Origin of the sequence: Microbacterium sp. Clip185 (genome assembly GCF_028743715.1) — a bacterium.
Taxonomy (GTDB): domain Bacteria; phylum Actinomycetota; class Actinomycetes; order Actinomycetales; family Microbacteriaceae; genus Microbacterium.
In genome coordinates this window covers 613,087-633,124 of sequence record NZ_CP117996.1, presented here as the reverse complement: position 1 = coordinate 633,124, position 20,038 = coordinate 613,087, and the positions used below count along the sequence as shown (strand labels likewise).

Genomic DNA, 20,038 nt, shown 5'->3' with positions numbered 1-20,038 from the left:
GATGGTGTGACGGGCAGCTCCTGATCTCCGGGCGTTAGTGGCGGCGCCCCCGGCACGGCCGCCCGACGCTGACGGCATTCTGAGCCTGCCTTAGCGCGACCGAATCCCCGCAGGTTCTCGTCTTCGCCCAGCGCCCGCGCCGCGCGGACGACCGGTTCAAAGCGCACGACCGAGCCAGTGTATTCATGCCGTCACGCGCCGATAACGTGCCGTCTGTACCCTGGGGCGCATGCCGATCGTGAATCCGCGTCCGCTGGGGTACCAGCCGCCCGCTCGAGCGCACCGGTTACCCGTTGCGTCACCATCTTCTCTGCAGACGATCCTCGCTGGCGTCCGTCGACGCCTCGCCGATGGCCCGATCGGGCGATTCGTGCGGTACGCCTATGAGCGCAACTACTACATCGTGGGATCCAACGGCCCTAGGTGTTCGTTCCACCCGACGGCCACCCTGGGGAACGTGATGATTAACGCCACGGGCGGCACGGTCACGATCGAAGAGAACGCCATGCTCGGTTCCGGCGTAACGCTCATTGCCGGATCTCATGACATCTCGAAGGTGGGGGCGGCCCGCAAGTCCGCAATCCCTCACGAGGGCTACGACATCGTCGTCCGCGCAGGTGCCTTCGTGGCGACTAACGCCACCGTGATCGGCCCTTGCGTGATCGGGAATGACGCCGTCGTAGCCGCAGGTGCGGTGGTTACGTCCGACGTACCTCCCGGGGTCTTAGTGGCTGGAGTGCCTGCCCGGGTGATCAGGACCCTCCACCTCAGCTCACCGGAGTGAGCGAGCCCTTGACCGCGCAGCGTCACGCTGGGCGACCAATGCCTCGTCGCTCACGTAACGCGATCATGTTGCTCCCCCGCCGCACCTGGGGCGCTCTTCGCCGTCGTCCCCGCCCGCTAAACACGACGTCGATAGACTCGCGACCATGACCGGGCGTCGCGCATCGCTACAGCCCGCCATTGTCTGGATCGCGGTGGTCGCCCTAACGACACTGCTCGTGGCCGCTGCTCTCGCGAGCTCAGTTCAGATCTCGATCGTCATCCTCGGCCTGCTGGTGGGGTGCTTTCTCGGCGGGCGCCGGCGAGTAGTGGTCTTCGCGGTAACGCTCGTACCAACACTGAGCCTCCTGCGCAGGCTCGTCGCCGGAGAGACCGGGTACACCGAAGGAGACCCGCTGATCCTGTTGCCCTTGGCATTGACGGCCGGCGTGCTGATCGCCAGTTTGACGCAACCACGCACCGACAAGCGCCTGCGTGTCTCTCAGGTCTTCATCCTCGCGGTGGTCGCGGGCGTGGCTGGAACGGTGATCCTCACAGGCTCCTTCTCCGTCGAAGGGCTCTTCTTTGCAGGCCTGATCATCGTGCCTCTGTTGCTAGCAGTAGCGCTTGCGACGGGTCAGCTACCGCCGGTATGGGATGCAGTCGTGCGTGTCCTACCGACGCTCGGCATCGTGGTCGGCACGTACGGCATCTACCAATTCTTCGTTCTCCCTAACTGGGATCGAGCATGGATGCGCTCAAGTCTGTTGACCAGCATCGGGCACCCCTTCCCTCTCCAGGTCCGGGTGTTTGGCGCCTCAGAGTCGCCTGGCCCTTACGCATTGTTCATCGGCCTCGTCATCACCCTCTGTCTTGCGAGTGCAGTCACCGCGCAGGGCGGAATCCGTCGCTTCGGTTGGATTGCGCTCGGCGCCTACCTCGCGTTCCCTCTGCTGCTGAGCGGAGTTCGATCCGTGCTGCTTGGGGTAGCCATCTGTGCCGTCGTGCTGGCACTCGTACGCGCACGAGGGTTTACCCGGATACTCCTCGTGGCTTTCCTCGGCGGCGCCTATTACCTGCTGACCGTCGTGCTCTCACGTTTCGGAACCGGGTCCACAATCCTCACTGCCGATCGTTACACGAGCTTCTCTGCGAACGACGACTCTCTCGTCGCCCGGCTGAACCTGCTTGGATCTGTCGGTAATCCGTTCGCTTACGTCGTGGGGCGGCCGGTTGAGTCAGCGGCCGACAATCTCTTCGTCGACACGCTCGTGCGATACGGCTTGCTCGCAGCCGTCGCTCTGCTCGTTCTGATCATCAGCATCATCGCCCTCGCGTTGCGGCAATTGCGGGCTCATCTGAACGAAGCAGCGGCATTGTGCGCCATCTTTATCGCGTCTCAGACATTGTTCGGCCCTACGTTCAACGCCCTGTTCGGCATTCTCATCGGAGTGGTGTTCGGTACTGTTATGGCGAACCACTCAACCGCACGTCCGCGACCGCGCGATGATCGTGGAACACGCACGGCGGTATCCGAACGTGCCCACCCCGGCGATCAAAGGCCCGACCAGAAGCCTGCTGTTCGTTACAATTTTGGACGCAGCAACCATTGATACTTGCGCGCAGTGTCTTAAGTGGACGCCACCTTGTCTGCGACACGTACCAAGCTCGACGACCGCCCGACCCTCAGTGTGAATGCCGACGTCTCGATCGACAGTCGTCATCAGGACGTCACTTCGGTCTGATAACAAAGACACATCACTGAGCCATGATGGGGGACTCATGAAGCTATCGGTCATCGGTTGCGGCTACCTCGGCGCCGTGCACGCGGCGGCGATGGCGTCGATCGGCCACGACGTGGTCGGCATCGATGTCGACCAGCGCAAGATCGACGCGTTGTCGACGGGCGAGGCGCCGTTCTTCGAGCCCGGCCTGACGGGGATCCTGCGCGAGGGCATCGCCTCCGGCCGGTTGCACTTCACCACCGATATGTCCGCTGCGGAGGGCGCGAAGGTCCACTTCGTCGGTGTCGGAACCCCGCAGCAGAAGGACGGCTACGCGGCCGACCTGACCTACGTCAACGCCGCGGTCGACGCACTTCTGCCCTATCTCACCGAGGGTGACATCGTCGCCGGCAAGTCCACCGTGCCGGTGGGCACGGCGGCAGGTCTCGCTCCGCGCGTCAGCGCCACGGGCGCCACCCTCGTGTGGAACCCCGAGTTCCTACGCGAAGGCTTTGCCGTGCAAGACACGGTGGATCCGGATCGCCTCGTCGCGGGCGTGCCGGCTGGCGATGAGGGCGAGCGCGCCGCATCCGTGCTCCGCGAGGTCTACCACCCGTCCGTCGCCAAGGGCACACCCTTCATCGTCACCGACTACGCGACGGCCGAGCTGGTCAAGGTCTCGGCGAACGCCTTCCTTGCGACCAAGATCAGCTTCATCAACGCCATGGCCGAGATCGCCGAGGTCACGGGCGCCGACGTGACGCAGCTGGCAGATGCCATCGGACACGACGCGCGCATCGGTCGTCGCTTCCTCGGTGCCGGTATCGGCTTCGGCGGCGGCTGCCTCCCGAAGGACATCCGCGCATTCAGCGCGCGCGCTGAGGAGCTCGGCCGCGGCGAGTCCGTCGCGTTCCTCCGCCAGGTCGACGAGATCAACCTCCGCCGTCGTGAGCGGGCCGTGCAGCTCGTGGTCGAGGGGCTCGGCGGGTCGGTCTTCAAGAAGAACGTCACCGTGCTCGGTGCGGCCTTCAAGCCGCACTCCGACGACATCCGCGACTCGCCTGCCCTCGACGTCGCGGTGCGCCTGCACGGCCTCGGCGCCTGGGTGACGGTGACCGACCCGGCAGCGATCGAGAACGCCCGTCGCGTACACCCGCAGCTCAATTACGTCGAGGACCGCGACGAGGCGCTGCGCGGTGCCGATGCGGTCATCATGGTGACCGAGTGGGACGAGTACCGCCGCGAGCTCGACCCCGAGCACGCATCGACTCTGGCCGCGGGACGAGTCGTGGTGGACGGCCGCAATGGGCTCGATGCGGCAGCTTGGCGCGCCGCCGGGTGGACCTACCTCGGCATGGGGCGTCCGTAGCCTCCTACGCGCAGTTCGCCCGGGTTGAGCACTTCTACTCAATCAGGGCGAACTCGTTCAGCGGGTGGGGAGGGTGGGGATGAGGGTGTCGAGGTAGTCGGCGGTGTCTTGCCATCCGTGGACGGCGTGGCAGGTGACGCCGAGGGCGAGGACGGGGTAGTCGTTGCCGTCGGGGTCGAGTCGGTCGCCGATGAAGAGCATGTCGTCGAGGCTGATGCCGGTGTGTTCGGCGAGGCGTTGCATGCCGTAGGCCTTGTCGATGCCGCGGTGGGTGATGTCGACGCTGGTGGATCCGCCGGAGCGGACTTCGAGGTCGGGGATGCGGGCGGCGACGGCTTCGCGGAGGGTGTTCTTCTTCTCGCCGGTGGGGTCCCACGCGGTCTTCGCGTCGAGGGGTGCGGATTGGCCGAGGGCGGAGAAGGTGATCTGCGAGCCGCGGTCTTCGAGGATCGGGCCCCAGGTCTGCTCTGCCCACAGTCCCAGGCGCTTGGCTTCCTCTTCGACCGCGGTCAGGGCACGGGTCTTCTCGTCGTCGGTGAGGCTGTGCGCGTAGACGGTGGTGATGCCAGCGGGGGTGAGGCGGTAGTACTGGGTGCCGCAGGTGGGCAGCAGGTGCATGCGGTCGAGGATGTCGTCGGTTGTTTCGGGCAGCTGCTCGACGACCTGCGCGCGGAACTGGGCGAGCTGGCCGCCGGAGATGATCGCGACCTCGACGCGGGAGGCGAGCTCGAGCAGCAGGTTCGCGATCCGCGGGTCGACCGCGCTCTTGGACGGCGCGAGGGTGTCGTCCAGATCGAACGCAACGAGCTTCGGCGGCTGAGTCATGACATCAGCCAAGCCGATGCCGGTTACAAATCGGTGACGGCCCCAGGCCGTCATGTAACGAAACGGCTCGTTCACGTGCTGCTCGTAAGGTCGCCGCTATGACGCCGAACTCGCTCGCCGACCGGTCCCGGCCGAGAAGGCCGACAGCGAATGACCGTCGCCGCTCACTACGTTGGACGATGGGCGCCACCATGATGTCGCTCACGCTGATCGTGGTGCTGACTGCGGTCTTCGTCTACCCGCCGCAGGGCGACGAGACCGGAGCGGATCTCGTCTATGTGATCGGCCCACCGACGCCGGCGCGCATGGACGAGGCGCGGCTTATGTTGAACTCGGATTCTCACCGTGCTCTTCTCGTTTCCGTCCCCCCGCCCGAAAGTGGCGGCGCGTTCATGGCATCCAAGATGGCCGTCTGCGCCGAGAAAGGCGTCACTTGTGAGTCGCCGACGCCGTTCACGACGAAGGGCGAAGCTCTCATGCTCAACGACTACGCCCGCACCCACGAGGTGCAAAAGGTCGCAGTCGTCACCTTTACTCCCCATGTGGCACGGACACGCTACATCTTCGCGAGGTGCTCACCAGACGTCCAGGTCGAAGTCATCGGTGTGGACGACCACCTCACACCGGGCGACTGGATGTATCAGTTCGCGTATCAGACGACCGCATTCGTGAAAGCCGCCGCAACCTCCTGCACGAGCGACGACGAGTGACTGCCCCTACGGCACGACGAGGTTGACCCGCGAATCGGGGTCGCCGTCGACCACGACCCACGCTTCGGTCGTCCCCTCGGGCAGCGCTGAGGTGACGGAGCCGGCGACCGCATCCAGGTGAGGCTTCGACGTCACCGCGATCTGAAGCCGCGTGCCCGATTCCCAGACATAGGCGATGTGCTCCAGCTGCGACGCATCGAGCCTCGCGACGAGGTCACGGGCATGGACGCCGTCCGTCTCGCCGAGTCGAATGAGGTCGCTCGCGAACGCCAGCCGCGGCTCGGCATCACCGTGGAGCACAGCTGCACGGTCAGCGGCGCGCGGGTAGTCCGCTTCCTGCGCCAGCGTCATCACCAACGCATCCTCGCGCAGCCTCATCCCCGTCATCGGAACCTCGGCGGCCAGGGCGTCCCACGCGGCCAGTGCGCCCGCGACCCGTGCCGGCGCATCCCCGACATCCACGACGCGGTCCTCGGTGCGAACGAACAGCTCGGCACGCGCCTCCGGCGGAGCGGCCACCACGAGCTCGGGAAGATCGCGGATCAGTTCGATCGCCGCGCTCACATCGACGCCTACGAGTGAGATGAACGACTCGGCGATCTCCCCCGACACCACGCGCTCGTCGGCGCGGAGGGCGAGCGCCGTCCCCACGGCCGCCGCATCCGTCTCGAGATGTCCGGTGACGATCAGCTCGACATCGTCCGCGAGCAGCGAGACCAGCCCCCGCATCCGCTCGCCGTTCTCCCGCGTGTACGAGCTCAGCCGGTCAGCGAGCGCCGACACCTCATGATCGGCCAGCCCCTCGCGCGCCACCACCTGGCCGCTCACCCCTCCGGTGAACGGCTGATTGTCGTGACTCGTAAGCTCCACCGAAGCCACCGCCGGATCGTCAGCGAACTCCGCCGCGAACGCTCCCGCCTCGCCGTCTCCCGTGCAACCGGACACCAGCATCGCCGTAAGCGCGAGAGCCGCCCCGACTGCGAGCACTCGCTCGCTCATCGCTGCCGCCCTGCGCCGTCGCCTCACACCGATCCACTCTATCCACGCGGCCACCCCACCACCGGGTGCTCCGACGACCGCCGTGCCCCTCCCGTGTCGGATGTCCGAGGTGCGTGCGATGCTCGTTTCACGTCGAAAGCAGCGGCTTCCGACAGGAGAAGGCGCCACCCCACTCGATGTCTGAGGTCGGTGGCAGACTCTCAGCAGGTCGAAGATCACCTGGTCTTCGGCTGTTGTTCCCGCCGAGTGCCCCGGCATCACAGGTCGCGCGCGAGCGCGTCCGAACCAGGGATGGCACTCATGGCACGCGACGAGGTGATCGGCTTCAGCGACGCACACAATGCGCGCTTCGCCGAGATCGTCCACGCCGTCCAATCGGCCGATGCGGCACTCGCAGCAGCCCAAGCCGGCATGGCGCGTGCGCTCGCCGCTGCGCGCGAGTTGGCTCGCGACGTCGCCGCCTCCTCACCCGCGCAGGTGCGCGCCCGCGACATGGCCGAGCGCGCGGTCTCGTCCGAGATCGGCGCCGCGCTGCACCTCTCCGACCGCGCGGTGCAGCGACGCATGGATGCGGCCGCCGAGCTCACCTCCGACTACCCGCGCACCCTCGCCGCGCTCGAGTCGGGCCGCATCCATATGGGTCATGTCCGCGTCATCACCGACGCCGGAGCAATCCTGCCGGCCGAGACCCGCGCCGTCTTCGAGACGCACGCGCTCGCCCAGTGCGAGGCGCAAACGCCCGGGCGGGCGAAGCGCGCCATCGAGATGCTGGCGCAGCGCCTGCATCCTCGGTCGTTCACCGAGCGTCACCTCGACGCGCGCGAGAGGCGTGGGGTCTCGGTCTCCGCCCTCGGCGACGGAATGAGCCATCTCGGCATCGACGCACCCACCGTGCTCGTCGAGGGCGCCTACGATCGCGCCACCCGCATGGCCCGCGCTCTGCTCGACCTCCGCGCGCAGGCGGCAGCACGGGTGCGCGAAGCGCGCCTCTCAGGCCGCGAGCCCGACACCGCCGACGCCACCCTCGCATCCGACACGCGAACCACAGACCAGCTGCGAGCCGACCTCATGGCCGACCTGCTTCTCACCGGCAACCCCGGAGCGGATGCGGCACTCCCCGGCGACGGGCCGGGCACACTCGGCGCGATTCGCGCCCAGATCCAGGTCGTCGTGCCCGCGCTCTCCCTTCTGGGCGCCGACGAGGGTGCCGCGGATCTCGCCGGGCGCTCCCCCATCGACGCCGACACCGCGAGACGCCTCGCCGGCGGCAACGTCGAATGGCGACGCATCCTCACCGACCCCGCTGACGGCCGGGTGCTCACGAGCGATCGGCGCCTCGCCCCGACCGACCTACGCAGGTGGGTGCAGGCACGAGACCAGCACTGCCGGTTCCCCGGCTGCACGACCCCCGCCGTCCGATGCGAGATCGACCACGTCGTCGACTGGGCGCAGGGCGGCCCCACCGCCGCCGGCAACCTGCAGGCACTCTGCCAGCGCCACCACTCCATGAAGCAGTTCACGGGGTGGAGAGTCTCGCTGCTCGATGACGGCCAGGTCTCGTGGACCTCACCGCTCGGACACACCTACACCGACCATGCGTCGCCGCCCGTCGTGTTCTTCACCGACGAACCCGAGCCGCCGAGCTCCGCCCCCGAGACGGATCGAAGCTCCCCCGATCATCACGACCGACGAACGCGAGACGACGTCGATCCCCCTCCGTGGGAGAACTCTGCCTGATCAGTGCCCACGGTCGAGCGTCCCCGTGAGCCGGCCGTGGAAAGCCGAAGCCGTCGCGTTCAGCCCCTCGATCTCGACGGTCTTTCCGAGCCGACCATACGTCGTCACGATCGCATCCAGAGCGGCAACCGTGGATGCGTCCCACAGGTGTGAACGGCTCATCTCCACCACCACACGATCCGGGTCGTCCTCGTAGGTGAAGTGCGTGGCCAGGTCATTGCTCGACGCGAGTGGCGCCCTCATCCGCCACCCGGGTCACCTGCGCCAACGCCTCGAGCAGATCCAGCAGGAAGCGTCCGAACGTCGCGAGAGACTCACGAGACACGTCGCGATGGCCGACGAGTTCCTCGGGCTGCTCGCGCGGATCTGACCGGCGCACCCGCATCCATAAACTGACAGCATGCCCTCGCGCCGCCTCCCGCAGACCGCAGCGGCACTCAATCTCACAGGGCTGACGGGGCCGGTCTCGCTGCGCGAGGTGAACGAGTTCTACCGTCGCACGAGAGTGCCCGTCGGGCGTCGCTGGTGGTCCGTCGCCATCACGATCGCGGTGTTCCTCGCCGCCGAGGCGATCTTCCTGAAGGTCATGATGCCGGCCTTCGGACTCGACTCTGCCCTGTCCGACGCCGTCTACGGCGGCTTCCTCGTCTTCACCGGCCTGTACGCACTCATGCTCGGCTCCATCATCTGGCGCAACGCCGCGCGCCCGGCCCGTATCTTCCGCACCGCCGAAGCGAACCATCTCACCTACAGCGACCGTGGACCGATCGGCCCGCGGCTGCCCGGCTCGGTCATGGCCGGCGCGAACGCCTTCGTCGTCACGACCGACGTTCTCAGCGGCGGCCCGCCCGACAACGACCTCCCCCGCTTCACGGCAGCGACCCTCGCACCGCAGGTCGCGGGCACCCGCCGTCGCCACGGCATCGCCGCCATCGCCCTCGACCGGCAGACTCCGCACATCGTGCTCGAGAACCGCCGCGCCCGCGTCCTGCAGACCACCGGTCGACGCTTCCGCAGCCAACAGAAGCTGAGCCTCGAGGGGGACTTCGACCGCACCTTCACCCTCTACTGCCCCCGCGGCTACGAAACCGACGCGCTCTACATCTTCACGCCCGACCTCATGGCGCTCATGATCGACCTCGCATCCGACTGCGAAGCAGAGCTCCTCGACGGATGGCTCGTGCTCTACAGCGGTCGCCCCTGGCGCCTGTCCACGCCGCGCGGCTTCACCCGGCTCATCTCACTCATCGACCTCGTCGGACGCAAGATGCGCTCCCGCACCGAGCTGTACCACGACGACCACGCCGACGCCCACACCGCCATCGCCACCCCCGGTCGCCGCCTGCGCGCCCGCCCCTCCTGGGGAGCGGTCGCCTCCACGATCGTGCCGGCCGCGTTCATCGCGCTCGGACTCGTGTCGATGATCCTCGACGCGCTCTGACAGACGCGGGTGCCACTACGTGGCGCGAATCAGCGTCTTCTCGTGGATGCGCTCATTGAGCGCCCGGATGCGCTCGTCCAGCCGGTCGATGGCCCGCACATCCGCTCTGACGAGCATCCGTCGCAACGCCGTCACCGGTGAGGACCGCGAGTCGCCGCCCCACCACAGGCTCGCGAGAGCGGCCAGCGCTCCGAGAACGAAGAAGAGGATGCCGCTCACGACCCACCCGTCCCACCTGCTCTCCACCCAGCCCGACACCGACGCAAGCACCAGTGCGATCCACCCGACCGTCGCGAAGAGAACTCCCGCGACCCGCGCGAGAACGGCGAGGATGCCCGTACGCAAGTAGCGCCCGAGCTGAGCGATGTAGATGCCGTACCAACTGGCTGCTCCGATGATCGCCGCAATCGCCGCGATCGCCGTGGCGTATCCGATATCCACAGGCGCTCCGACACTCGACGCATCCGTCACGGCGAAGAGCCGGATCGCGAGAAACCCGAGCCCAGCGGGCACGAGCGCCCCCGTCACGGCGATCCACGCGAGCGCCGCCAGGATCGACCGCGGATAGCTTCGTGAACGCGCTGCCCCCACCGCGTCGACTCTCCGCTGAGCTTCATCCCGCTCGGCGATCGCAACCTCTCGCTGACGACGCGCCCCCGGGGCCCACGATGCCCCCACCGCGAAAGCGAACAGCAGCGTGAGCAGCACGATCGCGACGATCGCCGCGGCGGTGCCGATCTCATCCAAGCCGGTCAGCGCCGACGGCAGCGCCAGCGTCGCGTGCCACACGGCCAGCACGCTTGCGACGCGGGCGACCGTCGAGAAGCGTTGATCCGCTTCGGCGTACTGCTCGCGATCGACGTCACGCCGGTCGCCGATCGCGTACGTGATGCGCAGCACGAGAACGCCGCTCCCGATGAAACCCAAGGTCGCGATCGCGGTCTCACGGAACCCGTGGCTGAGCGCCATCAGGTCACGGAAGGATGCGTGCGGGTCGCTCGTTTCGAGCACCGGCGCGAACACGATGATCGCGCTCGCCAGCGCAAAGAGCACGCCCGACGCCACCGCAGTCAGCGCCTGCCGCCCCCGACCCGCAGGAATACCCGGCACATATCTCTCGTCCACGTCCACCCCCACGATCGCACCCTAGCGACCGTCTCCGACGCCGCAGTGCCCGCGTTACGGAAGACGACCCACCTCCCGCACTCTCCCATCAACCTTCAGTAAGGCGTAAGGTTGAGGGTATGGAGACCTTCCTACTCCGACTCGACCGCCTCGCCGGCGGCCGCATGGCGGACTACCGCGTCGCCCCCTCCGACGATCCCCGCGTCACCCGCGCCTTTCGGGCGATCACGATCCTGCTCGTCGCCTGCTTCCTGCTCGGCATCGCGACCGTCGTCACATCGGCCTGGCTCACCGCATCCGGCCAGAACGTCGGCTTCGCCGTCTGGATGCGGTGCCTCGTCGTCCTCGGCATCACCGCGACGCTCTTCTACTTCCTGTGGCGGGCGCGCGCCGGCTGGTACTGGGCCATCCGTCGGCTCCAGCTGTTCAGCCGCATCTTCCCGATCATCGCGCTCGTGCTCGCGGCGATCCCCGGCCTCTATCCGTGGTGGGTCATCAGCGAGCAGATCGTCTTCGCCATCCTGCTGATCGGCGTCTCGGACTACCTGCAATCGGACTACCTCCGCGCCGCCTATCCCAAGCCGCAGCGCACATAGCGCAGGATCGGCCGGGACGCCCGATTGTGGCGCTCAGCGCTCCGCAATGGCATGGTCATCTCAGAAGAGGCGACCCGAGGAGCAGCAATGCCGTTGTTCGAGATGGAGGCGAGCCCCCGGGGCCGCCTGCGCGTCTTCCTCCGCGCGCAGCTTCCGTTCGCACTCGGCGTCATCTACATCGCCGCACTGACCACCCTCGTCGAGCCCGCCCGGTGGGGCGCATGGCCGATGATCGCCGGTGTCGTGCTCACCGTCGTGGCCACGCTCGGTGCCCTCGCGGTGCCGTGGGAACGCATCCACCGCTCCTGGATGATCACCGTCGCCGCCCTCGACCTGCTCGCCGTCGCCTTCTTCCGCGCGGAGATCGGCGCCAGCGTCGCCGCGGTCACGATCCTGTCGCTCTTCCCGATCCTCTGGCTCGCCTACGGCTTCCCCTGGTACGGGATGATCGCCGGCGTCCTCGGGGGCGCGTTCATCACCTCGTTCCGCTTCTTCTACACCTCCGACTGGCCCGACACCGCGGTCGAATGGGCCAACGTGGTCTCCTTCCCGATCCTCATCATCGGCGTCGCGGTCATCGTGTTCGTCGCCGCGGGCACCCTGCGCCGCAACGGCGTGCGCCTGGCTGCAGCATCCCGCGCGCAGGCCGAAGCGCTGCGCGACGCGAAGGATGCGGAGGCGATCGCCCTCGGCATCCTGAACACCGTCAGCGCGGGCGTCGCCTTCTTCGACGCCGAAGGCCGGCTCGACGTGGCCAACACCACCGCGCGCGAGATGACCGTCGTCGCCGGCTTCCGCCTCGACATCCCGCCCTACAGCGGCGAGAACGCCTTCGCCGCCGACCGCGTGACCCGCATCCCCTACGACGAGCAGATCATCCCGCGAGCCCTGCGCGGCGAGGCCATCGAGGACCACCTCGAGTGGATCGGCCCGCCCGACTCGCAGATCGCCATCATCGCCTCGTCAGGCCAGGTGCGCCGCGAAGACGGCGAGCTGCTGGGAACGGTCGTCGTCGCCTACGACGTCACCGAACTCGCCGACGCGATCGAGGTGCGCGAGCAGTTCCTGCGCACGGTCTCGCACGAGCTGCGCACCCCCATCACGAGCATCACGGGCTTCCTCGACCTGATCGACGACGCGGTCGACCCCGCCGACACGAAGGTTCGCGGCTACATCGACATCGTCACCCGCAAGACCAACGACCTGCTCGATCGCGTCCGTGACCTGCTCGCCGCGAACGACAGCAACAAGGTGCTCGACTGGGTCGAGACCGACGCCGCCCGCATCTGCCGGGCGGCATCCGAACGTGTCGCCGCCCTCGCCCAGACACGCAACGTGCGCATCGAGCTCACCGGTCCCGAGGCGCTCCCCGTGCATGCCGACCAGGAGCAGCTCACGATCGCGGTCGCCGAGCTCCTGACGAACGCCATCAAGTTCGGCGCGGCGGATGCGGCCGTCATCCTCCGCTACGGCGTCGCGAAGGGCCGCGTGATGCTCGCCGTCACCAACACCGGCCAGGGACTCACCCTCTCGGAACAGCGCCGCGCCTTCGACCGCTTCTACCGCGCGCCCTACGCCCGCGCGCAGGCGATCCAGGGCTTCGGCCTCGGCCTCACCAACGCGCGCGCCATCGTCGCGGCGCACGGCGGCCACATCCACATCGAGAGCGAGCCCGGCGAGCGCACCACCTTCACCCTGGAGATCCCGCAGCACCCCTACCCCCTCAGCAGCCCCTGAGCCGGACCCTCTCGAGCCCGAACTCCTGCAGATTCGACCTATCCGGCGCCGAATCGGCCCCCACATCTGGTTCCGCAGGAGTTCGGACACAACTCCGCCACATCCCACCCCACCGGCAACCCACCCGGCACGCCTCAGCGTGTGAGGAAGAAGCGCGTGCGGAAGAAGAACCCTGCGCCGCTCACGCGCTCGCGGAGCCGCCGTCCTTCGCGGCCCGGCGCCGGCGGATCTCCGCCTCCAGGGCAGCCGCACGTTCCTCGCGCTCAAGGTCGGCGAGCTGCTGTTCGGTCGTACGGGTGTCGCGCGGACGCGGCGCGGGAGCAGGGGCCGCCTCCTCCTTCGACCAGCGACGCGGGTCGCCGAAGCTCATGGCCTCGCGCCCGCCGCCGTGCTCACGGCCGAGCGTGAACCACAGGATGGAGCCGACGAGCGGCAGCAGCACGATGAAGAAGATCCACGCGACCTTCGGCAGGAACCGGATCTGATCGTCGCGGCGCGTGATGGCATCGATGAGCGCGACCACCATGACGGCGAAGATGATCAACGCGAGGAACGGCATACATCCAACGTGCCGCAGCGAGTCGCCGAGCGCAACGGTCGCGTAGCCCGCATCCCGCCGTTCGTCGGAGAAAGCGCGGATGCGAGCAAGCCGCGCTCAGCCCGCGACAAGCCAGACGATGACCGCCGCGACCAGCAGCACCGGCGAGATCCATGCCATCCAGCGGGTCGTCGGCAACGGCTCCCACCACACGCGCAGCAGACTGACGAGCACGAGGAAGGCGGCCAGGAGCACGACCGCGAGGTGCACATGCAGGACCGTGCCCACCACGATCAGGACGATCCCGCACATCTGTATTCCGAACAGCCGCCACAGCACGGTGCGCGGCGGCCGGAAGCGGCGACGGGGCGGCTCTGCGCTCACTGCGCGTCGAACGCGTCGACGAACACCTGCGGGAGCACGACGTTCGCGGGAGCACCCTGGAAGAGCGGCGCGACGTCCTCCACCTTGTGTCCGGCGATGCCCGTGCCGATGGGCGTGACGAGAAAGGTCGTGTCGGGATGCGCGCGGGCGTAGTCGAGGAAGTCGACGATCTGCTCGATCATCGTGTCGAAGCCGCTCATCGTGTCGATCGCGTAGGAGCGACCCGTCGGCCCGACACCCACGCCCCACTCGGCACCGAAATTCTCGAAGGCGGCGCGCGCCGCCCCCGCACCGTGGTGGCCGCTCGCGTTGCTGCCGAACACGAACACCTCGCCGTCGGCGAGCTCGGTCACGACAGCGGGTGTCCGTCGCGCCCGCTGGGGCGAATCGTCGAAGGCAAACATGCCACCAGTATCGTCGGCGGCCCCGGCGAGAAGGGGCGGGTGGCACGCATCCGTCACCGCGAGACGGGCGATCACAGCGCCGACGAGATCCAGCCCAGGAACGCCAGGACGGCCGCCCCATTGCCGATCATCACGAGCACGGCCGACATCGTGAGCCCCGCGAAGGCGCGACGCCAGAACGACGCGCCTGCCGGCACGGTCGACGCATACGAGAAGGTGCCGACCGCGATGATCACGGCCTCGATCGCCCCGATCCACCACGCCTGCAGCATCGCCACCTGCGGCGCGAAGACCCCGAGCGTGAAGTCGTTCTCGACCGCCGCGTACACGCTCACCCCCAGCCACACGAGGTTGATGACGAACAGGGGCCAGAGCCACACCCAGCGCTCCCGCACCGAGAAGCTCGCCTCGGGCTCATGGGAGCCGCCGTGCTCGGTCCGCTCGCGCGCCGCATCCGTCGACCGCGCGCGGTGCGAGGGAACGGTCTGATGCCATCCGCAGTCCGGCTCGACACAGGAGTAGGTGACGGCGCTCATACCGATCGAGGCTATCGGCCCGAGCGACGGGCACGCAGGCCTTGCACGAGCAGCACGATCGTCATGAGGAACGCGAACAGCGGCAGCCCCACGGCGCCGAGCGCGAGGAGCGTGCCTGTGCGATAGTCGACGTTTCCCATCCGCCCGAGGCCCACGCCACCGCCGCCGGCGGTCACGTCGCCGGCCAGCAGGAACTGCCCGTCGTACGCGTCGAGCTGCGAAGAACAGGTGACGAATGCGGCAGCGCCGCCCGCATCCGCGATACTCAGCACGGGCGAGAAGCCGCCGCCGTGGGTCATCCACCACAGCGTGTCGTCCCATCCCGGCGACGGCACCGACCAGGTGCCGAGCGCGCGCCCGTCGGCGGTCTCGGCTCGGCACTCGACGAGTCCCAGCAGCGGCGCCGTTCCCGACGCCCACACTCCCGTGACGCCCTCCGCGGGCAGCTCGACCGTCTGGCCCAGCGGCACCGGCTGCGCCGCCGCGACCGACCGCGACACCGGCACCACCCACAACGCCCAGATGAGTGCGCTCACCACGACGCACATCACGACCAGCGCCCACAGCAGCTGCGCCCTGTGCCGCATCCGCATCCGCGACTCCTGCGCCCGGAACGCTGCGTCGGCGGCGAGATCAGTCACGCGTCGAGTGTACGGATGCGGAACGGTCAGGACCGTGCCCCACATCCCGTATAGTTGAGAATGGTTCTCAATAAGACAGGTAGATCTCCGTGCTCGACGCCACCGCAACAGCGGCGCCACCCACGCGCACCCGCGTCCTCGTCGCCTTGGCAGCATCGCGCCGGCATGCCCTTTCGACCGTGGCCGTGCTGTGGCTCGCCGCCTTGATCGTGGCCATCGCGGCGCTCGGCATCGGGCCGGTGCCCCTCGACCCCGCCATGATCGTGCGCATCATCGCCGCACACGTCACCGGATCTGCGCTGCCCGCCGACATCCCGCCCATGGCCGACCAGATCGTCTGGACGACGCGGACGCCCCGCATCGCGATGGCCGTCGTGGCCGGGGCAGCGCTGGCCGTCGCGGGCATCGTGCTGCAGTCCCTCACCCGCAACGGGCTCGCCGATCCATACCTGCTCGGCATCAACGGGGGCGCATCCGCCGGTGTCGCACTCGTCGTGCTCGTGGCGGGCGCGGCCACAGGCCTCGCACTCTCGGGAGCGGCTCTCGCCGGCGCGGTCCTGGCGACCGTCCTCGTGCTCGCGATCGCCGGGGGCGCCGCCATGCGCGGGCCCTCCCGGCTCGTGCTGTCGGGGCTCGCCGTCGGCTACGCACTGACAGCCATCACGAGTTTCCTGCTGTTCTGGACCGACTCACCCGAGGCGGCACGGTCCGTGCTGTTCTGGCTTCTGGGCTCGCTCACGAGTGTTCAGCCAGCGGTTCTGACCGCTGCAGCGATCGCCACCATCGTCGGTCTGCTGCTGCTCTCCCTGCTCTCCGGGCGTCTGGACGCACTCGCCTCCGGCGACGACTCGGCCCGAGCCGTGGGCCTCGATCCTGAACACGCACGGTTCGCCTTCATGGCCGGAACGTCGGCGATGGTGGGGATCGTCGTCTCGGGCGTCGGCGGCGTCGGCTTCATCGGGCTCATCGTCCCCCACGCCGCCCGCGCGCTCGTGGGAGCGCGGCACCGCTTCGCGCTGCCCGCCGCTGCGGCCTTGGGCGCCGCGCTCCTGGTCGCAGCCGACACCGTCGCGCGCACCGCCTTCGCCCCCCAGGAGATCCCCGTCGGGGTCATCACGGGCGCCCTCGGCGCCCCCGTCCTCCTCCTCCTACTCCGACGCAGCCACAGCTGAGCCCGTCCCCACCCGAAAGGACCCCATGAAAGCCCACCCTCCCCGCATCGCGGGATTGATCGCCGTCGTCCTGGCGGCCGCATCGCTCACTGCGTGCACGAGCGCATCCACGGCATCGAATGCCCCCGCTTCCCCCACGGCGGACGCGCAGTACCCGCTGACGATCGACAACTGCGGATCCGACGTGACACTCACGCACGCACCGCAGCGCATCGTCATGGTTAACAACGATGCGCTTGCCACGCTCGAGGCACTGGATGCGGTCGACCGCGTCGTCGCTGTCACTGCCACCCCGCAGGCAGAGCTGTACCAGCCCGCTACGGTCGCGATGATCGACAAGCTCTCCGTGCTCTCGACGCAGAAGAACGCCACCGGCGGCTCGATCGTCTCGCAGGAGAGCATCCTGGGGGCGCAGCCCGACCTCGTCATCGCCCCGGAAAGCGCTGTCGACCGGGCCGCCCTCACCGCGGCGGGCATTCCTGTCTACAGCCCCAGTGCGTACTGCCAGAACCCGCCGCCCGCATATACGCAGACGGCGACCTTCCAGCGCGTCTGGGACGAGCTGACGATGTTCGGCGCCATGCTCGGCGTGCCCGAGCTCGCCGCGTCCGCCATCGCCGACGCACAGGCGGAGCTGGGCAGCACCGGCGTCGCCGATAAGGGCACCGCGGCAGCACTGTACGTATCGTCGGGCGGCACGACACTCTCGCCCTACGGCGGGCCCAGCATGGTCACCCCCGTGTTCGCCGCGGCGGGGCTGCAGAACGTCTACACCGACACTCCGGAGCGTGTGTTCGACGCGAGCCTCGAAGACCTCCTCTCACGGGATCCGCACACCATCGTGCTGCTGTACTCCGGCGGCGACCCGCAGGCCACGATCGACGCGTTCCTTTCCGCGCCCGGCGTCTCGGGCCTCTCCGCCGTGCAGGGCGGCCGCGTCGTCGCCCTCGCGTTCCCCTACACCGACCCGCCGTCGGTACTCTCGACCCGCGGGCCGGCCGAGCTCAGCAAGCTCCTCGCGGAACTGCCGTGATCTCCGCGAGCGGCCTGGTCGTCGAGCTGGGCGGGCACCTCGTGCTGCGCGGCGTCGACCTGGTCGCTCGCACCGGCCGGGTCACCGGCATCGTCGGACCGAACGGCAGCGGCAAGTCGACCCTCGTGCGCTGCCTGGTCGGCGCCCGCACCCCGCGCAGCGGCACCGTCGCACTGGACGGCGCCATCCTCCACCGCCGATCACGCCGGTGGGCCGCAGAGCGCATCGCCTTCGTCGGTCAGCACGTCGACCCCGATCCCTCGGTGCGCGTCAGCGACGAGGTCGCCCTCGGCGCGCTGTCGGCGCGCGTGCGCGGTGCGGCCGAGACGGACCGCCGGGTGGTGAACGCCCTCGACGCGGTCGGACTTCTCCCGCACGCGCGGCGACGCGTCGCCGAGCTGTCCGGCGGCGAGCTGCAGCGCGTGAGTCTGGCCCGCGCCATCGCCCACGGCGCATCGCATGCCGTGCTCGACGAGCCGACCAACCATCTCGACATCCACCATCGTCTCGAGATCGGCGCGCTCCTGCGGCGCGTGGCCGAGACTGTCGTGGTCGTCCTCCACGATCTCGAACTCGCCGCGCACGTGTGCGACGACATCCTCGTCCTCGACGATGGGCGAGTGGCCGCATCCGGTTCCGCGGCAGACGTACTCACCGCCACCGTCATCGATCCGCTCTATCGCGTGCGCACCCTCGAGCTCCCGACCGGCGAGGGCGACACCGCCCTCGCGTTCCGCCGACACTCCCCCACAGCCAGCCCCCTCCACGGAAAGAAACCCGCATGACTCTCGCCGCCGACTCCGCAACTCCCGCCGAACTGACCGAGGCCCGCACGTTGCTCGCCCGCTGGGACGCGCAGCAGACCGGGTACATCCGCCATCGCGCCGAGCGATTCCAGACCATCGCGCGCGTCGTGGCGGCCGTCGTCGACGGCACGTCTGCACCACGCATCCTGGACCTCGCCGCGGGGCCCGGATCCCTCGCCCGCGCCGTGCGCGCCGAGGTACCCGCTGGTCACCTCGTCGTGGCCGACAAGGACCCGGTCCTCCTGCAGATCGCCGCAGACACGTTCGCGGGCGACGCGCACGCCGAGGTGGTCGCGGTCGATCTGGCGGATGCGGCATGGACACAGGCTCCCGCCGTCGCCGCAGCGCCCTTCGATGCCGTCGTCAGTTCGACCGCGCTGCACTGGCTGCAGCCCGAGACGCTCGTGCGGGTGTATCGCGAGCTGGCCGAACTGGTGCGCCCCGGCGGCATCGTGCTCAACGGCGACCATCTCTCGTACGATGCGGCCGCTGAGCCCACGCTGCGCGAGATCGCGGCCAAAGACGACGCTGCGATGCAGCACGCATCCTTCACCGGCGACGCCGCAGAGTCGAAGGTTGACATATGGGACGCCTGGTGGGCGGCAGCCGCATCCGTCGAGCGCTACCGCGACGCGTTCGCGGCACGGGAACGGGTCTGGGGCGACGAACTGCACGTCGCCCCACCCACCGTGTCGCTGGAGTTCCATCTCGCGGCCCTGCGGAGCGCGGGCTTTCGCGAAACGGGCACGGTCTGGCGCTACCTGGACGATGTCGTGCTTTACGCCGTGCGCTGATCCGATAGCGACGACGAATCGCACACGTCGCCTCACCTAGGCTGGGGCGCATGAGCGAGCCGCCCTCCCCCACCGCCGCCGCCATCGGCCGCGCCGTGCGCGAGGAGCGCACGCGCCGTCAGCTCTCGACACGCGCGCTGGCGGCGGCCGCCGGGGTCTCGCAGCCGTTTCTGACCAACGTCGAGAACGGCAGGGTCATGCCCAGCATCGCCTCGCTCTACAGCCTCGCCGGCGCCCTCGGGGTCTCCGCCGCGGCGCTGCTGCCCGAGCAGCCCATCCGCTTGGAGGTCGTCCGCGCCGGCGGCGGCTCCCGCATCCCGATGCGCGACGGCGACGGCGACAAGAGCAGTGACCGGGAGACTTACACGCAGCTCATCGCCGGCGCGCGGGGGCGTCAGCTCGGGGCGTACCGGTTCGAGCTCACGCCGGGTTACGAAGACGAGACCTACGCGCACGACGGGGAGGACATCGTGCACGTGCTCGCAGGCTCGCTGATCTACCGTTACGCCGAGCATGACGACGTCGAGCTGCACTCCGGCGACACCCTCTGGGTCGACGCGCGCAACGCGCACTCCTGGACGGTGCCCACGGCGCAGACCGGCATCACCGAGCTCCTGCTCATCACCGCCGCGGGAGCAACGCACCGCCACGGCTCCAGCGCTGACCCTGAGCGATAACTCACACGAATCGTTACATCGACGGCGG

The 20,038-nt window shown here is 68.8% G+C and carries 22 protein-coding genes and 1 pseudogene; 13 read left to right on the top strand and 10 right to left on the bottom strand.

Annotation, left to right across the window (positions count from 1 at the left end):
* Positions 1 to 229 precede the first annotated feature (229 nt).
* The 3 genes from PQV94_RS03100 (at position 230) to PQV94_RS03090 (ending at position 3,855) form a co-directional block, all read left to right on the top strand.
* Entirely contained in the window at positions 230 to 784 is a 555-nt protein-coding gene (locus PQV94_RS03100; RefSeq protein ID WP_274287344.1) for an acyltransferase, read from the top strand.
* 145 nt (positions 785 to 929) lie between these two features.
* Positions 930 to 2,375, top strand: coding sequence for a hypothetical protein (locus PQV94_RS03095; protein ID WP_274287343.1), 1,446 nt, complete (start codon positions 930 to 932; stop codon positions 2,373 to 2,375).
* 169 nt (positions 2,376 to 2,544) lie between these two features.
* On the top strand, positions 2,545 to 3,855 hold the full coding sequence (locus PQV94_RS03090; RefSeq protein ID WP_274287342.1) for a UDP-glucose dehydrogenase family protein: 1,311 nt from the start codon (positions 2,545 to 2,547) through the stop codon (positions 3,853 to 3,855).
* 57 nt (positions 3,856 to 3,912) lie between these two features.
* Here the strand turns inward: PQV94_RS03090 and PQV94_RS03085 are convergent, their stop codons facing one another.
* Complete coding sequence (locus PQV94_RS03085; RefSeq protein ID WP_274287341.1) at positions 3,913 to 4,680, bottom strand: HAD-IIB family hydrolase; 768 nt, start codon at positions 4,678 to 4,680, stop codon at positions 3,913 to 3,915.
* 179 nt (positions 4,681 to 4,859) lie between these two features.
* Between PQV94_RS03085 and PQV94_RS03080 the strand changes: the two genes are divergently transcribed.
* Entirely contained in the window at positions 4,860 to 5,390 is a 531-nt protein-coding gene (locus tag PQV94_RS03080; protein WP_274287340.1) for a hypothetical protein, read from the top strand.
* Between the two features lie 6 nt (positions 5,391 to 5,396).
* Here the strand turns inward: PQV94_RS03080 and PQV94_RS03075 are convergent, their stop codons facing one another.
* On the bottom strand, positions 5,397 to 6,389 hold the full coding sequence (locus tag PQV94_RS03075) for a hypothetical protein (protein ID WP_274287339.1): 993 nt from the start codon (positions 6,387 to 6,389) through the stop codon (positions 5,397 to 5,399).
* Positions 6,390 to 6,689: 300 nt separating this feature from the next.
* Here PQV94_RS03075 and PQV94_RS03070 point away from each other — a divergent pair, with 300 nt between their 5' ends.
* The gene (locus tag PQV94_RS03070) at positions 6,690 to 8,126 is read left to right on the top strand and encodes an HNH endonuclease signature motif containing protein (protein WP_274287338.1); all 1,437 of its coding nucleotides are present in this window, start codon (positions 6,690 to 6,692) and stop codon (positions 8,124 to 8,126) included.
* Here the strand turns inward: PQV94_RS03070 and PQV94_RS03065 are convergent.
* Together PQV94_RS03065 and PQV94_RS03060 are read right to left on the bottom strand one after the other, a co-directional pair.
* A pseudogene (locus PQV94_RS03065) lies at positions 8,127 to 8,354 on the bottom strand (SulP family inorganic anion transporter); the annotation flags it as partial.
* Positions 8,341 to 8,505, bottom strand: a complete 165-nt coding sequence (locus PQV94_RS03060) for a hypothetical protein (protein WP_274287337.1) — start codon at positions 8,503 to 8,505, stop codon at positions 8,341 to 8,343. The pseudogene PQV94_RS03065 and the gene PQV94_RS03060, both read right to left, overlap by 14 nt.
* A 21-nt stretch (positions 8,506 to 8,526) precedes the next feature.
* On the opposite strand from PQV94_RS03060, the gene PQV94_RS03055 reads away from it, so the two are divergent.
* Positions 8,527 to 9,567 (top strand): hypothetical protein, encoded by a 1,041-nt coding sequence (locus PQV94_RS03055; protein ID WP_274287336.1) that lies wholly within the window; start codon positions 8,527 to 8,529, stop codon positions 9,565 to 9,567.
* Between the two features lie 15 nt (positions 9,568 to 9,582).
* On the opposite strand, the gene PQV94_RS03050 is transcribed toward PQV94_RS03055, so the two are convergent.
* A complete protein-coding gene (locus tag PQV94_RS03050; protein ID WP_274287335.1) occupies positions 9,583 to 10,704 on the bottom strand; it encodes a hypothetical protein in 1,122 nt (373 codons plus the stop codon).
* Between the two features lie 107 nt (positions 10,705 to 10,811).
* Here PQV94_RS03050 and PQV94_RS03045 point away from each other — a divergent pair, with 107 nt between their 5' ends.
* Positions 10,812 to 11,288 carry a hypothetical protein gene (locus PQV94_RS03045; RefSeq protein WP_274287334.1) on the top strand — a complete coding sequence of 159 codons (477 nt, stop codon included), beginning with the start codon at positions 10,812 to 10,814 and terminating at the stop codon, positions 11,286 to 11,288.
* A gap of 87 nt (positions 11,289 to 11,375) precedes the next feature.
* A complete protein-coding gene (locus PQV94_RS03040) occupies positions 11,376 to 13,025 on the top strand; it encodes a sensor histidine kinase (RefSeq protein WP_274287333.1) in 1,650 nt (549 codons plus the stop codon).
* 181 nt (positions 13,026 to 13,206) lie between these two features.
* Here the strand turns inward: PQV94_RS03040 and PQV94_RS03035 are convergent, their stop codons facing one another.
* From PQV94_RS03035 to PQV94_RS03015, 5 genes are all read right to left on the bottom strand, one after another.
* Complete coding sequence (locus PQV94_RS03035; RefSeq protein ID WP_274287332.1) at positions 13,207 to 13,584, bottom strand: PLD nuclease N-terminal domain-containing protein; 378 nt, start codon at positions 13,582 to 13,584, stop codon at positions 13,207 to 13,209.
* Between the two features lie 96 nt (positions 13,585 to 13,680).
* Positions 13,681 to 13,875, bottom strand: coding sequence for a hypothetical protein (locus tag PQV94_RS03030; RefSeq protein WP_274287331.1), 195 nt, complete (start codon positions 13,873 to 13,875; stop codon positions 13,681 to 13,683).
* A 68-nt stretch (positions 13,876 to 13,943) separates the two neighbouring features.
* Positions 13,944 to 14,351 (bottom strand): A1S_2505 family phage non-structural protein, encoded by a 408-nt coding sequence (locus PQV94_RS03025; RefSeq protein ID WP_274287330.1) that lies wholly within the window; start codon positions 14,349 to 14,351, stop codon positions 13,944 to 13,946.
* A 71-nt stretch (positions 14,352 to 14,422) separates the two neighbouring features.
* The gene (locus PQV94_RS03020) at positions 14,423 to 14,887 is read right to left on the bottom strand and encodes a hypothetical protein (RefSeq protein WP_274287329.1); all 465 of its coding nucleotides are present in this window, start codon (positions 14,885 to 14,887) and stop codon (positions 14,423 to 14,425) included.
* An 11-nt stretch (positions 14,888 to 14,898) separates the two neighbouring features.
* Positions 14,899 to 15,528, bottom strand: coding sequence for a hypothetical protein (locus tag PQV94_RS03015; RefSeq protein WP_274287328.1), 630 nt, complete (start codon positions 15,526 to 15,528; stop codon positions 14,899 to 14,901).
* An 89-nt stretch (positions 15,529 to 15,617) separates the two neighbouring features.
* Between PQV94_RS03015 and PQV94_RS03010 the strand changes: the two genes are divergently transcribed.
* Genes PQV94_RS03010 through PQV94_RS02990 form a run of 5 tightly spaced genes read left to right on the top strand, consistent with a single transcriptional unit; the run spans position 15,618 to position 20,010 of the window.
* A complete protein-coding gene (locus PQV94_RS03010; RefSeq protein WP_274287327.1) occupies positions 15,618 to 16,700 on the top strand; it encodes a FecCD family ABC transporter permease in 1,083 nt (360 codons plus the stop codon).
* A gap of 25 nt (positions 16,701 to 16,725) precedes the next feature.
* Positions 16,726 to 17,733, top strand: coding sequence for an ABC transporter substrate-binding protein (locus PQV94_RS03005; protein ID WP_274287326.1), 1,008 nt, complete (start codon positions 16,726 to 16,728; stop codon positions 17,731 to 17,733).
* Positions 17,730 to 18,518, top strand: coding sequence for an ABC transporter ATP-binding protein (locus PQV94_RS03000; RefSeq protein ID WP_274287325.1), 789 nt, complete (start codon positions 17,730 to 17,732; stop codon positions 18,516 to 18,518). Before PQV94_RS03005 ends, PQV94_RS03000 begins: the two co-directional genes overlap by 4 nt.
* Positions 18,515 to 19,333: a class I SAM-dependent methyltransferase gene (locus PQV94_RS02995; protein ID WP_274287324.1), complete on the top strand. Its 819-nt coding sequence runs from the start codon at positions 18,515 to 18,517 to the stop codon at positions 19,331 to 19,333. The genes PQV94_RS03000 and PQV94_RS02995 overlap by 4 nt, the downstream gene beginning before the upstream one ends.
* Positions 19,334 to 19,383: 50 nt before the next feature.
* Positions 19,384 to 20,010 (top strand): helix-turn-helix domain-containing protein, encoded by a 627-nt coding sequence (locus PQV94_RS02990; protein WP_274287323.1) that lies wholly within the window; start codon positions 19,384 to 19,386, stop codon positions 20,008 to 20,010.
* The last annotated feature ends 28 nt before the right edge of the window (positions 20,011 to 20,038 follow it).

Excerpts from the sequence above, each read along its gene's own strand:
- PQV94_RS03085 (WP_274287341.1), bottom strand. The coding sequence starts at position 4,680 with ATGACTCAGCCGCCGAAGCTCGTTGCGTTCGATCTGGACGACACCCTC.
- PQV94_RS03030 (WP_274287331.1), bottom strand. The coding sequence starts at position 13,875 with ATGTGCGGGATCGTCCTGATCGTGGTGGGCACGGTCCTGCATGTGCAC.
- PQV94_RS03095 (WP_274287343.1), top strand. The coding sequence starts at position 930 with ATGACCGGGCGTCGCGCATCGCTACAGCCCGCCATTGTCTGGATCGCG.
- PQV94_RS03080 (WP_274287340.1), top strand. The coding sequence starts at position 4,860 with ATGGGCGCCACCATGATGTCGCTCACGCTGATCGTGGTGCTGACTGCG.
- PQV94_RS03045 (WP_274287334.1), top strand. The coding sequence starts at position 10,812 with ATGGAGACCTTCCTACTCCGACTCGACCGCCTCGCCGGCGGCCGCATG.
- PQV94_RS03100 (WP_274287344.1), top strand. The coding sequence starts at position 230 with ATGCCGATCGTGAATCCGCGTCCGCTGGGGTACCAGCCGCCCGCTCGA.
- PQV94_RS03025 (WP_274287330.1), bottom strand. The coding sequence starts at position 14,351 with ATGTTTGCCTTCGACGATTCGCCCCAGCGGGCGCGACGGACACCCGCT.
- PQV94_RS03020 (WP_274287329.1), bottom strand. The coding sequence starts at position 14,887 with ATGAGCGCCGTCACCTACTCCTGTGTCGAGCCGGACTGCGGATGGCAT.
- PQV94_RS03055 (WP_274287336.1), top strand. The coding sequence starts at position 8,527 with ATGCCCTCGCGCCGCCTCCCGCAGACCGCAGCGGCACTCAATCTCACA.
- PQV94_RS02995 (WP_274287324.1), top strand. The coding sequence starts at position 18,515 with ATGACTCTCGCCGCCGACTCCGCAACTCCCGCCGAACTGACCGAGGCC.
- PQV94_RS03035 (WP_274287332.1), bottom strand. The coding sequence starts at position 13,584 with ATGCCGTTCCTCGCGTTGATCATCTTCGCCGTCATGGTGGTCGCGCTC.
- PQV94_RS02990 (WP_274287323.1), top strand. The coding sequence starts at position 19,384 with ATGAGCGAGCCGCCCTCCCCCACCGCCGCCGCCATCGGCCGCGCCGTG.
- PQV94_RS03040 (WP_274287333.1), top strand. The coding sequence starts at position 11,376 with ATGCCGTTGTTCGAGATGGAGGCGAGCCCCCGGGGCCGCCTGCGCGTC.
- PQV94_RS03075 (WP_274287339.1), bottom strand. The coding sequence starts at position 6,389 with ATGAGCGAGCGAGTGCTCGCAGTCGGGGCGGCTCTCGCGCTTACGGCG.
- PQV94_RS03070 (WP_274287338.1), top strand. The coding sequence starts at position 6,690 with ATGGCACGCGACGAGGTGATCGGCTTCAGCGACGCACACAATGCGCGC.
- PQV94_RS03090 (WP_274287342.1), top strand. The coding sequence starts at position 2,545 with ATGAAGCTATCGGTCATCGGTTGCGGCTACCTCGGCGCCGTGCACGCG.
- PQV94_RS03005 (WP_274287326.1), top strand. The coding sequence starts at position 16,726 with ATGAAAGCCCACCCTCCCCGCATCGCGGGATTGATCGCCGTCGTCCTG.